This is a genomic window from Microbacterium sp. NPDC090003, from assembly GCF_044748385.1.
Lineage (GTDB): Bacteria > Actinomycetota > Actinomycetes > Actinomycetales > Microbacteriaceae > Microbacterium.
This window is the reverse complement of sequence record NZ_JBIVFW010000001.1, coordinates 750,295-762,735: the sequence shown is the minus strand read 5'-3', so window position 1 is coordinate 762,735 and position 12,441 is coordinate 750,295. Positions and strand designations below refer to the sequence as shown.

Here is a 12,441-nt window from a genome sequence, read left to right as displayed (position 1 = left end):
CCTCAGTCCTCGTCGGGGTACGGCACGGGCCAGCGCGAGTCCGGCACCGGCCACCCCGCCGCGCGCAGGGCGCGGCGGGCGAGCTCCCTGGCCGAGTACGGCGTACGCACCCCGCGGATGTCGCGGTAGTCCTGGTGCCCGGGACCCGCCCAGAGGATCGCATCTCCGTCCCCGACGAGCGAGACGGCGGCGATGATCGCCGTCTCGGGCGGCGAGTACTCGTGGATCTCGGCATCCGGGCGCGCCTTCCGCGCACCCGCCACCAGTGTCGCCCGAATCGACTCGGGATCCTCGAAGCGGGGGTGGTGATCGGTCACGACGAGGATGTCGCTGCCCTGCACGGCCGTGCGGGCCATGTCGTATCGCTTGCTGGCGTCGCGGTCGCCATCGGCGCCGAAGAGCATCACGACGCGCCCCGGGGTCACGCGGCGAACGGCGGCGAGCGTCTTCTCGAAAGCATCGGGGGAGTGGCCGAAGTCGACGAACACGGCGGGGCCGCGTTCGCCCGACACGAGCTGCGTGCGCCCGGGCAGGTACGCGCGGATGCCGCCGTCGCGCTCGAGGGCCGCGGCGATCCGCTCCCAGGCGTAGCCGCCCTCGAGGAGCATGACGATCGCCAGTGCGGCATTCGCGGCCATGTGCGGACCGATCACCGGGACCGTCGTCGTCAGGGTTCCCGCAGGGCCGGCCAGGGTGAACGTGGTGCCGGCGGCGCGCTCGTCATCGATCGTGACGACCCAGTCCGCTTTCGCTGCGGCCTCCGGGTCGGCGGCGATCAGCGGAGTGCCCACCGTCACGACGGGGATCTCGGCGCGCTCGACGACGATCGCGCCGGAGGGGGAGTCGAGGCAGATGACGCCGCGCTTCGACCGGTCGGGGCGGAAGAGCGGGAGCTTCGCCTCGAAGTACTCCTCCATGTCGGCGTAGTCGTCGAGGTGGTCGTGGCTGAGGTTGGTGAAGCCGGCCACGTCGAAGTGGATGCCGTCGACGCGATGGCGCGAGAGCGCCTGGGCACTCACCTCCACGGCCACGGCCTCGACCTCGCGCTCGCGCATGAGGGCGAGGAGGGCGTGGAACTCGGATGCTTCGGGCGTCGTCAGTCGCGAGACGATGACTTCGCCCGCGATGTGACGTTCGGCGGTCGAGGAGAGTCCGGTGACGACGTCGATCTGGTCGAGGATGCCGGCGAGCAGATGGGAGACGCTCGTCTTGCCGTTGGTCCCGGTGGTAGCGAAGAGCAGGGGGAGGGGATCGTCGGCCCCGGTGCCGTAGACCCAGGCGCTGAGGTCGCCCAGGACCGCCCGCGGATCGTCGACGATCAAAATCGGGAGGCCGACCGACTCGGCGATCGCGGCGCCATCGTCGTCGGTGATGATCGCGACCGCGCCCTTCTCGGCGGCCGCGGCCGAGAACTCAGCGCCGTGGCGGTTCACGCCCCGGATCGCGACGAAGGCCTCTCCCGCGCGGAGGTCGGCGGTCGCGAGGGTGATGCCGCTGACGGCCACCCCCTCCAGCTCGCCGCGCGTGTCGCGCGCGAATCGGGAGGCGAGTTCGGACAGCTGACGCCGGGGCGGGTTCGCGGGGCGGAGCACGGGAGGCAGGCTCGGTTGTTGTTCAATCGACATGTCTCTTCCATGATCTCACGTGCCGGGCGGATTCCTAGGCTCCAGGCAGTAGCGTTGGCGCGTGGAAACCCTGCTCTATGTGGGTGGCATCCTGTTCATGCTGGTTGGGCTCGCGCTCTCGATCGGCCTGCACGAGATCGGTCACCTCCTGCCCGCGAAGCTCTTCGGCGTGCGCGTCGGCCAGTACATGATCGGCTTCGGGCCGCGCATCTGGTCGCGCCGGATCGGCGAGACGGAGTACGGGTTCAAGCTGCTGCCGATCGGTGGTTTCATCTCGATGTCGGGCATGTACCCGGCCTCGAAGAACTCCCGTGCGGCCACAGGCATGTTCCGGTCGCTCGTCCAGGACGCACGCGCCGCGAACGACGAGACGATCGCGGTGGGCGAAGAGGACCGTGTCTTCTACAAGCTCCCGGTCTGGAAGCGAGTGATCGTCATGCTCGGCGGACCGTTCATGAACCTCGTCCTGGCGCTGCTCATCTTCACCGTTCTCGCCTCGGGGATCGGACTGCAGCAGGGCACCACGACGATCGCCTCGGTGACGGAGTGCGTGCTGCCGGCCGGCTCGTCGCAGACCGAGTGCACGGACGCCGACCCGGCATCACCGGCGGCCGAAGCCGGGATCCTCCCCAATGACATCCTCGTCTCGATCGACGGCACCCCGGTGTCGACCTTCGCCGAGGCCACGGCGATCGTGCAGGCGGCGCCGGGCGAGACGCTCGACGTGGTGGTCCGGCGCGACGGCGCTGATCAGAACCTCGAGATCACGCCGATCACCGCCGAGCGCACGCTGACGGATGCCAGCGGTCGGCCGATCCTCGACGACGCCGGGGATCCGGTGGTGAAAAAGGTCGGCTACGTCGGGATGTTCGCGCAGATGGGCTACGTCCCGCAGCCGCTGTCGGTCGGACCCCAGATGGCGGTCGAGAACGTGGGCCGTGTCGCGAATCTGATCGCGACACTGCCCGTGCGCCTCTGGGACGTCGGCGTCTCCCTGTTCACCGGTAGTGAACGTGATCCGAACGGCCCGCTCAGCGTCGTCGGTGTCGGGCGGCTCGCCGGAGAGGTCGCCGCGACCGATGCGCCGGTGCTCAACCGTTTCGCCGTGCTGCTGAACCTGCTCGGCTCGTTGAACATCGCTCTCTTCGTCTTCAACCTGATCCCGCTGCTGCCGCTCGACGGCGGTCACATCGTCGTCGCGCTGTGGGAAGGGATCAAGCGCGCATGGGCGCGCCTGTTCCGCCGCCCGCCGCCCGCACCGGTCGATGCCACGAAGCTGGTGCCGCTCACCGTCGTCGTCGCGGTGCTGCTGATCGGGATGGGCGCACTTCTGCTCCTCGCCGACGTATTCAACCCGGTGAACTTCCTGCAGTAGGGCCGCTCAGCGGAGGGCGTGGGAGACGAGCCGTTCCAGGGTGCGGATGCCGTCGCGCGACAGGATCGACTCGAGGTGACCCTGGACCGATGCGTAGCGCCGACCGCGCAGCGCATAGACGTCGCCGCTGGAGGGATCGGCCGAGACCTCGGCGTCGCCGGCGACGGTCGTGCCGGGGGAGACCCGCGCGGTGAACGTGTTGTAGAAGCCGATCGATGCCTCCTCGCCGAAGACGGGGACCGACTTCTGCAGACCCTGGTGCGGCGCATCCAGCGGGGTCAGGGCGATCCCGAGCGAATCGGCGAGGATCTGGTGGCTGAGACAGACCGCGAGGAGCGGTGTTCCCGCGGAGCGGCGACGCGTGACGACATCGCGCATCCGCGCGATGCGCGGGCTCTCGGTATCGCGGGGATCTCCCGGGCCGGGACCCGCGACGACGAGGTCGACGGCATCGACATCGTCGTCGTGCACGTCGCTCCACGCGGCGATCCGCACATCGAGCCCGAGATGCCGCAGCTGATGCGCCAGCATGGTGGTGAAGCGGTCCTCCGCATCGACGACGAGTGCGGTGCGCCCGGCGAACGGACCCGAATCGTCATCGCCCTGCGGGTTCAGCCAGAAATCCGCCAGGCGCGCATTGCGCGACGAGAGCAGTGCCGCGACAGTGGGGTCGTCGGCGAGCGTCAGCGGGGCGCCCGGGGCATCCGCATCGCTGCGCATCTCGGCCGCTCGGTCCCGATCGATCGCCCCGATGGCGCCGAGCACGCCGGCGGCCTTCCCGTGGGTCTCGCTGACCTCGCCGTGCGGGTCGGAATGGCGCACGAGTGTCGCTCCCACCGGCACGCGCAGCTCTCCGTCCTTCAGATAGACGGTGCGGATGAGGATCGGGGCATCGAGATCATGACCGCCGTCGTCGTTCGGGGTGAAGAGCGCCGCGACACCGGAATAGTAGCCGCGCGGTTCGCGCTCGTGCCGTCGGATCACCGCGCAGGCGTTCTGCATGGGGGAACCGGTGACGGTCGGGGCGAACATCGTCTCGCGGAGGATGTCGCGCGGATCGAGTCGGCTCCGGCCGCGCAGCATGTACTCGGTGTGCGTCAGCCGCGACATCTCCTTGAGGTGCGGGCCGGTGATGCGTCCGCCGTCCGAGCAGACCGCGCTCATCATCTTGAGCTCTTCGTCGACGACCATGAAGAGCTCCTCGGTCTCCTTCGTCGACGACAGGAAGTCGACCAGCGTCTCCTTGGTCGCTCCTCCCGCGGGGTGGCGGAACGTGCCCGAGATCGGGTTCATCGTGACGATCCCTTCGCGCGCGACGACGTGAGCCTCGGGGCTGGCGCCGACGGCGATGTGGCCGGGCGTGACGACGGCGAACGTCCAGTAGGCACCGCGCTCGTGCGTGAGCAGTGCACGGAACCAGGTGAGGGCCGCCGTGCGCTCGTCGACATCGAAGTGAGCGATGAAGTCGCGTCGGATGACGAAGTTCGCGCCCTCGCCATGGCCGATCTCGTCCGCGATGACGCGTTCGACGATCGCCGCGTACTCGTCGTCGGGGATATCGAATCCGTCATCGTGCAGGGGGATCCGTGCGCCGGGCAGCGCGGTGAGGAGCTCAGGCGTCGGCAGGTGCAGATGCTCGTCGACGACGATGCAGCGCAGCGGCGCCCCGTCGTCCTGTGAGACGAAACCCCGCTCGCGCACCTGGCGGTACGGGACGAGCGCGAACACCTCGCGCGGGGCGCCGTCGACGGTCAGCGGGATGTCGGCGAGCAGATCGACGTCGACCACCTCACCGCTGAGCAGCTCGACGGTGTCGGATCCGTCGCGCGCGATCAGCACGAAGGAGGAACGTGGATCGGCCGTGAGCTCGGCGAGTCGTGAGAGGGTCATCGATGTCTCCTGTGCAGGGCTCCGGCTCGGCGCAACGAAAAGACCGCCCCGGAGGCGGTCTGGATTCGTGGGAACGCGAACACACCGCCTAGGAGGCGGGCCACCAGGTGAAGTTCGCGAGCATGGGGCGAAACTACCACACCGGGGGTGCGTCTTCCGGGCGCGTGACGCTCGGTCCCCCGGCTCCGCTTCCAGCCTGCGCCCATCCTGGCGGCGTAGTCTGGAGCAGTGCCAGCAGTGAACCTCGGAATGCCGAAGATCCCCGAAGTCCTCGCCCCGCGCCGCAAGTCCCGGCAGATCAAAGTGGGCAAGGTGCTCGTGGGTGGGGACGCTCCCGTCACCGTTCAGTCGATGACGACGACGAAGACGACCGATATCAACGGGACCCTCCAGCAGATCGCCGAGCTCACGGCGTCGGGCTGCGAGATCGTGCGCGTGGCGGTTCCCCACCAGGACGACGCTGACGCGCTCAAGATCATCGCGATGAAGAGCCAGATCCCCGTGATCGCCGACATCCACTTCCAGCCGCGCTACATCTACACGGCGATCGACGCCGGGTGCGGGGCCGTGCGGGTGAACCCCGGGAACATCCGCGAGTTCGACGGCAACGTCGGCAAGATCGCCGAGGCGGCGAAGGCCGCAGGCGTCTCCCTGCGCATCGGCGTGAACGCCGGTTCGCTCGATCGGCGCATCCTCGCCAAGTACGGCAAAGCCACCGCCGAAGCGCTCGTCGAGAGCGCGGTCTGGGAGGCGTCGCTGTTCGAGGAGCACGACTTCCACGACTTCAAGATCTCCGTCAAGCACAATGACCCGATCGTGATGGTGAAGGCGTATCGTCAGCTCGCCGAGCGCGGCGACTGGCCGCTCCACCTCGGCGTGACCGAGGCGGGACCGGCGTTCCAGGGCACGATCAAGAGCGCCACCGCGTTCGGCATCCTCCTCGGCGAGGGGATCGGCGACACGATCCGCGTCTCGCTCTCCGCCCCGCCGGCCGAAGAGGTCAAGGTCGGGCATCAGATCCTGCAATCGCTGAACCTGCGCGAGCGCAAGCTCGAGATCGTCTCCTGCCCCTCGTGCGGCCGTGCGCAGGTCGACGTCTACACGCTTGCCGAGAACGTCACCGAGGGCCTCAAGGACATGACGGTGCCGCTGCGCGTGGCCGTCATGGGCTGTGTCGTCAACGGGCCGGGCGAGGCGCGCGAAGCCGACCTCGGAGTCGCCTCGGGCAACGGCAAGGGTCAGATCTTCGTCAAGGGTGAGGTCATCAAGACCGTGCCCGAAGCAGACATCGTCGCGACGCTGATCGAGGAGGCGAACCGGATCGCCGCCGAGATGGGCCCCGAGGCCCCGCTCGGGACCGCGCAGGTCGTCACCGTCTGACCCGGCAGGGAGAAGCAATGTCGTCGACAGTCGTGTCGTTCGCCGACGGTTCCGTCCGGGGCGAGAGCGTCATCGCCCGCATCGATCGGGCCGACGCTGGCGCCGTCGTGGTCGTCGTCGCGGAGACGCCTTTCCACCCGGTCGATCACACCTGGCCCGATCAGCCGGGCGACAAGGGAACGATCGTCGTGGGCGAGGAGCGCGCGGCGGTCGCGGAGGCGGTCATGGCGGCTGTCAGCGACGACGGAGTCTTCGCCGTCGGCTCGGCGATTCCCGAGCGACGCGGGGCCGAGGGGTGGACCTGGTTGGTCGCCCATCGCCTCGACGGCTCGGCTCCTGCGGGATTCGCGGAAGGCGAGGTGGCCCGACTCGTGGTCGATGAGCGGCACCGAGCGGGGCTCAGCCGCGGTCATACGGCGTGCCACCTCGCGTCGCTCGCGCTCGACCTGGCCGTCGCTGATCTGTGGCGCAAGGATCCCGGGGCCGATGCTCTCGGTACCCCCGACTTCGAGGGGCGGGCGAACCAGTCCAGTCGTATCCACGAGGACGGGAGCATCGACGAGTATCGCCTGGGCAAGAGCCTGCGGCGCGCGGGCTTCGACTCCGAGACCTTCGCAGCGACGCTCGGCGAGCGGGAGGCATCGATCAACGCGCAGCTGAGCGCGTGGGTGACGGCGGCCGCGCGCAGCCGGATCGTCGCCGAGGGTCCGACGATCGTCGACCGGCGCCGGTGGCACTGCGAGCTCCCGGAGGGGGAGGCGGTGATCCTCTGCGGCGGCACGCACGTGGATTCGCTGGCGGCGTTCGGGGAGATCCGGGTGTCGCTCGATCTGAGCGATCCGCAGCTGCTCGTGATGACGACGACCGTCGTCCCCGCGGCCTGACGGACTGTCAGTCCAGGGAGAACTCGATCTCGCCGGCACCGATGTCCGCACGCGCGATGCGCAGGCGGACGACGTCGCCCGGGCGTGCGTCGACCGGAACGGGTGCGGATGCCGTCACGACGGGGTCCGCCAGCTGGACTCGCGCGCGCTCCCCGCGCAGCTCGATGATCGTCGCCTCGACGTGCGCGCCTATCAGCGGGGTGACGAGCGCGGCCTCGACGGCGTTCACGGTGGCAGCGTCGAGTCGGGAGGCACGCTGCGACGACTCCTGCATCAGACCGGGCAGGTCGGCCAGCGAGTCCCGCGCCCAGGAGGGGAGTGCTTCGCCGCGCGACACGGCGAGGCAGATCGTCAGCGTCCACCGGTCGACGAGTCGGCGCAGCGGCGCGGTCGCATGGGAATACGGCGCGGCGATCGCGGCCTGCACGGTGTCGGTCGGCGTCGACCCGTCGAAGGTCACGTAGCCGGCACCTCGGAACAGCGTCGCGGCCGCCTGCAGCACGGGAAGAGTGAGAGGGTCGGTGCGATCCAGGTCGCGGAGGAAGTCGCCGTAGTCGCCGGTGATCCAGGGGCGTCCGAGCGCGGCCGTCTGTCGGCGGAACGTGTCGAACGCCGCGTCGTCGGGGCGGGGCATCGTGCGCAGGATCCCCACCCCCGCGCCGAGCATGAGCGAGGCGGCCGCCATGCCCGTCATGAGCGACAACTGTGCGTTCCACTCCTCGACCGGGAGCGGGCTGCGGCGGCGGATCGCGTATCCGCCGCCGTCGGTCCGGATGACCTCCTCGTCGGGCAGGTTCAGGCTGGCGCCGCCCCGGGCGCGCTCCTGAGCGATGCGCAGTCGGCCGATCTCGGGGAGGAGGGAGACGGGGCCGTCCTCCCCGCGGTCGACGGCTTCCTGTGCACCGGTGTAATCGAGCTGCAGCCGCGACCGGATCAGCGCCCGTTCGAGTGCGGTGTCGACGACGGTGCCCTCACCGTCGAGCCCGAAGGTCCACACGAGTGCGGGCCGATCGATGTCGGGGAGCAAGGAGGCGCGGTCCTCGCTCAGCACGGGCGGATGCAGCGGGATCGATCCGTCGGCGGCGTACAGCGTCTGGCCGCGGCGACGCGCTTCCCTATCGACGGCGCCTCCGGGGGAGACGAAACCGGGGACATCCGCGATCGCGTAGCGCACGGTGTATCCGCGGCCGTCGCGCTCGAGATGGAACGCCTGGTCGAGATCGCGGGAGCCGGGGGGATCCAGGGTCACGAACGGCAGATCGCGCAGGTCGAGCTCGGGCGGGGGCGAGGTGGAGGCGCGCGCCTCGTCGAGCACCTCGGGGGGAAAGTCGACCGGGGCGTCGAGATCTGCACGCAGTGCCGAGAGCGCGACGGCGAGCTCGGTCTGGGCGGCGGAGGAGTCGACATGGGAACGACGCTGCGGCATGCGTCCACACTAGGCGGATCCGCACGCGGAGGATCGTCACGGGTGATTCCCGGCGGCCCGATCGTCGGGGGTTCGCGTTAGCGTGGACGACATGACCACTTCAGCCAAGGCTCAGACCCTCGTCGACCTCTATGACGCCCCCGAGATCCTCCGCGTCGTGAACGTGTGGGATGTGGTGTCCGCGCGAGCGGTCGCCAAGCTCCCCGAGACCCAAGCGATCGCGACGGCCGGTCATGGCATCGCTGCGTCGTTCGGCTACGACGACGGCACGATCCCGCGCGACATCATGCTCGACATGGTCGGCCGGATCGCTGCGTCCGTCCACGTGCCGGTCACCGCCGACCTCGACGACGGCTACGACGACGCGGGGGAGACCACGCGTCTGGCCATCGCCGCCGGGGTCGTGGGCGCGAACGTCGAGGATCGCCTCAAGCCCCTCGACGAGTCGATCGCCGTCGTGGAAGCGATCGTCAAGGCGGCCGAGGCGGAGGGGGTGCCGTTCGCCCTCAACGCCCGCACCGACGCGTTCGTCCGCGCCGGCGGGCGTCCGGTCGAACAGAGCATCGCCGACGCGATCCAGCGCGGTCGCGCGTTCATCGATGCCGGCGCGACCTCGGTGTTCGTGCCCGGCATCCTCGACGCCCACGTCACGCGCCAGCTGGTCGAGGGCATCGGTGAGCGGAAGGTGAGCGTCATCGGGCTGCCGGGCGCGCTCAGCGCCGCCCAGTACGAGAAGCTCGGCGTCGCTCGCATCTCCTACGGCCCGCTCCCGCAGCGCGCCGCGCTGACCGCACTGCAGGAGCTCGCCGCCAGCCTCTACAAGGGCGGCGTCGTTCCCGATGGGCTCCCGGCGCTCAACTGAGTCATCCGCCGAAAGGCGACGGCCACGGGTCAGTAGACTTGGCCCGTGGTCACTCGTCTTTCGAACTTCTTCCTCCGTACTCTCCGTGAAGACCCTGCAGGCGCAGAGGTCGCGAGTCACAAGCTGCTGATCCGCGCCGGCTACATCCGGCCGCAGGCGGCGGGCATCTTCGCGTGGCTGCCACTGGGACTGCGCGTCAAGTCGAAGATCGAGACCGTCGTGCGCGAGGAGATGGCCGCCGCCGGCGCGCAGGAGGTGCACTTCCCGGCGCTCATGCCGCGCGAGGCGTACGAGGCGACGGGACGCTGGGACGAGTACGGCGATCTGCTCTTCCGTCTGAAGGACCGAAAGGGTGGCGACTATCTGCTCGCTCCCACCCATGAGGAGGCCTTCACGCAGCTCGTCAAGGATCTCTACTCCTCGTACAAGGATCTGCCTCTGACGATCTACCAGATCCAGGACAAGTACCGCGATGAGGCCCGCCCGCGCGCCGGTCTGCTGCGCGGACGCGAGTTCACGATGAAGGACGCCTACTCCTTCGATGCATCGGATGAGGGACTGGAGGCCAGCTACCAGGCTCAGCGCGATGCGTACGAGCGCATCTTCCAGCGCCTGGGGCTCGAGTACGTGATCGTCCAGGCGGATGCCGGGGCGATGGGCGGCTCGCGCAGCGAGGAGTTCCTGCACCCGACCCCGGTCGGTGAGGACACCTTCGTGCGCAGCGCCGGGGGATACGCCGCGAACGTCGAGGCGTTCACCACCGCCGTGCCCGACGCCGTCGCCTTCGACACCGATGCCGAGCCGATCGTCTTCGACTCGCCGGACACCCCGACGATCGACACACTCGTCGCGCATGCCAACGCGGTTCTCGACGGGGAGTACTCGGCCGCGGACACGCTCAAGAACGTCGTCCTCGCCCTCACGCACCTCGACGGCACCCGCGAACTCGTCGTCGTCGGGATCCCCGGAGACCGTGAGGTCGACGAGAAGCGCGCCGAGGTGGCCTTCGCCCCGGCCGCGGTCGAGACCGCCACGCCGGAGGACTTCACGAAGCACCCGCTGCTCGTCAGGGGATACATCGGCCCGTGGTCGACCACGGGAGCCGTGCTGGGGGAAGAATCCGCCACCGGGATCCGCTATTTTGTCGACCCGCGTGTCAGCGAGGGCACCAGCTGGATCACCGGGGCGAACATCGATCAGAAGCACGCGCACTCCGTGGTCGCCGGACGTGACTTCGTCGCCGACGGCATCGTGGAGATCGCCGACGTGCGCGCGGGCGACCCCGCCCCCGACGGCTCGGGACCCGTGGAACTCGCACGCGGCATGGAGATCGGGCACGTCTTCCAGCTCGGGCGCAAGTACGCCGAGGCGCTCGGTCTGAAGGTGCTCGACGTCAACGGCAAGCTCGTCACGGTCACGATGGGCTCGTACGGCATCGGCGTCACGCGCATCCTCGCGATCATCGCCGAGCTCAACAACGACGACAAGGGACTCATCTGGCCCGCGTCGGTCGCGCCGTTCGACGTGCAGGTGGTCGCCGCCGGCCGCGACCAGGCCGCGTTCGACGTCGCGGCAGAGCTCTCGTCCACTCTGGAGGGCATCGGGCTCGACGTTCTCTACGACGATCGGCCCAAGGTCTCGCCCGGTGTGAAGTTCGGCGATGCCGAGCTCGTGGGCGTGCCCAAGATCGTGATCGTCGGGCGCGGCGCGGCCGAGGGGCAGGTCGAGCTGTGGGATCGCGCCACGGGCGACCGCGATGCCGTGTCGATCGCCGAAGCCGTCGAACGCCTCTCCCGCTGACGATCGAACGAACGCCGCGTCCCGTCGGGGCGCGGCGTTCGCATTCCCGGTGTGGCACCTCGCGCCCGGTCACCGGGTCGTGACACGCTGGACGCATGATCGACGAACCGCTTCCCGACGCCCTGAGCGCCGAGATCAACGCCGTGCTCGACGATGCCGGAGTGCACGCCGACCGTCGGCTCGTGATGCGGATGCTGCGCACCGCGATCCTGCTGGGAGAGGACGGCACCGACCGCCTCGACCTCAAGATCGCGTCGGCGGCGCTCGCGGAGATGCGCGACGCGTTCCGGCTGTTCGCGCCGTACCGCGGCGTGCCCAAGGTCACGGTCTTCGGTTCCGCCCGCACGCGTACCGACGATCCTCTGTACCGGCAGGCCCGCGACGTCGCGGCGGCGCTGGCGACGGATGGGTGGATGGTCGTCACGGGGGCAGGGCCGGGGATCATGCAGGCCGCGGCGGAGGGAGCGGGGCCGGCCCTCTCCCTCGGTGTCTCGATCCGGCTTCCCTTCGAGGAGAAGCCCAACGGGATCGTGGCGTCCGGGCAGGACCACGTCGTGGCTATGAAGTACTTCTTCACCCGCAAGCTGATGCTCATCAAGGAGTCGCAGGGTTTCATCTGCCTGCCCGGCGGGTTCGGCACGCTCGACGAGATGTTCGAGCTCCTCACTCTCCAGCAGACCGGTAAGGCGGAGCCGATGCCGATCGTGCTCCTCGACGAGACCGGTGGGCGATTCTGGGAGGGGCTGCGCAGTTTCGTCGACGAGCACCTCGCGCCCGCGGGAGTGATCTCGGAAGGTGACTTCGATCGAGTGGTGATCACGGACTCGGTGGAAGCAGCCCGCGCGGAGATCACGGGGTTCTGGCGGAACTACGATTCGCTGCGCTGGTTCGGAGACACGCTGGTGCTGCGGCTCCGGGCGGAGCCGACGGATGCCGAGCTCGCCGATCTGAACGCGAGGTTCGCGTCCATGTTGGCGTCCGACCGCATCGAACGCGCGGCCCCGCGAGCCCCGGAGATCGCCGATGACGATGTCGTCGACCTTCCGCGGCTGGCGCTCCGACTCGATCAGCGACGCGTGGGCGACCTGTTCCGCTTGATCGGCGCGATCAACGCCCTGTCCTCCGCGGACGCGCTGCCGGAGAGGACGCCGTCGGCCTGACGTGGCGACGCGCGGCGGGGGCGGGGTATCGTTGTACGG

The 12,441-nt window shown here is 69.5% G+C and carries 9 protein-coding genes; 6 read left to right on the top strand and 3 right to left on the bottom strand.

The window, feature by feature from the left end:
• Window positions 1-2: 2 nt before the first annotated feature.
• A complete protein-coding gene (locus ACIPVN_RS03785; protein ID WP_400439656.1) occupies window positions 3-1,625 on the bottom strand; it encodes a Mur ligase family protein in 1,623 nt (540 codons plus the stop codon).
• A 61-nt stretch (window positions 1,626-1,686) separates the two neighbouring features.
• Between ACIPVN_RS03785 and ACIPVN_RS03780 the strand changes: the two genes are divergently transcribed.
• Window positions 1,687-3,000, top strand: a complete 1,314-nt coding sequence (locus ACIPVN_RS03780) for a M50 family metallopeptidase (protein WP_400439653.1) — start codon at window positions 1,687-1,689, stop codon at window positions 2,998-3,000.
• 6 nt (window positions 3,001-3,006) lie between these two features.
• Here ACIPVN_RS03780 and ACIPVN_RS03775 read toward each other — a convergent pair whose 3' ends face one another.
• Entirely contained in the window at window positions 3,007-4,890 is a 1,884-nt protein-coding gene (locus tag ACIPVN_RS03775) for a chorismate-binding protein (protein ID WP_400439650.1), read from the bottom strand.
• A gap of 249 nt (window positions 4,891-5,139) precedes the next feature.
• On the opposite strand from ACIPVN_RS03775, the gene ispG reads away from it, so the two are divergent.
• Window positions 5,140-6,270: a flavodoxin-dependent (E)-4-hydroxy-3-methylbut-2-enyl-diphosphate synthase gene (gene ispG / locus ACIPVN_RS03770; protein WP_247624699.1), complete on the top strand. Its 1,131-nt coding sequence runs from the start codon at window positions 5,140-5,142 to the stop codon at window positions 6,268-6,270.
• A gap of 17 nt (window positions 6,271-6,287) precedes the next feature.
• Complete coding sequence (locus tag ACIPVN_RS03765; protein WP_400439647.1) at window positions 6,288-7,154, top strand: hypothetical protein; 867 nt, start codon at window positions 6,288-6,290, stop codon at window positions 7,152-7,154.
• Between the two features lie 7 nt (window positions 7,155-7,161).
• Here ACIPVN_RS03765 and ACIPVN_RS03760 read toward each other — a convergent pair whose 3' ends face one another.
• Window positions 7,162-8,580: an RNB domain-containing ribonuclease gene (locus ACIPVN_RS03760; RefSeq protein WP_400439644.1), complete on the bottom strand. Its 1,419-nt coding sequence runs from the start codon at window positions 8,578-8,580 to the stop codon at window positions 7,162-7,164.
• Window positions 8,581-8,671: 91 nt separating this feature from the next.
• Between ACIPVN_RS03760 and ACIPVN_RS03755 the strand changes: the two genes are divergently transcribed.
• From ACIPVN_RS03755 to ACIPVN_RS03745, 3 genes are all read left to right on the top strand, one after another.
• Window positions 8,672-9,442: an isocitrate lyase/phosphoenolpyruvate mutase family protein gene (locus tag ACIPVN_RS03755; RefSeq protein WP_400439642.1), complete on the top strand. Its 771-nt coding sequence runs from the start codon at window positions 8,672-8,674 to the stop codon at window positions 9,440-9,442.
• Window positions 9,443-9,487: 45 nt separating this feature from the next.
• Window positions 9,488-11,242: a proline--tRNA ligase gene (locus ACIPVN_RS03750; protein WP_400439639.1), complete on the top strand. Its 1,755-nt coding sequence runs from the start codon at window positions 9,488-9,490 to the stop codon at window positions 11,240-11,242.
• A 95-nt stretch (window positions 11,243-11,337) separates the two neighbouring features.
• Window positions 11,338-12,402 carry a TIGR00730 family Rossman fold protein gene (locus ACIPVN_RS03745; RefSeq protein ID WP_400439636.1) on the top strand — a complete coding sequence of 355 codons (1,065 nt, stop codon included), beginning with the start codon at window positions 11,338-11,340 and terminating at the stop codon, window positions 12,400-12,402.
• Window positions 12,403-12,441: the final 39 nt, after the last annotated feature.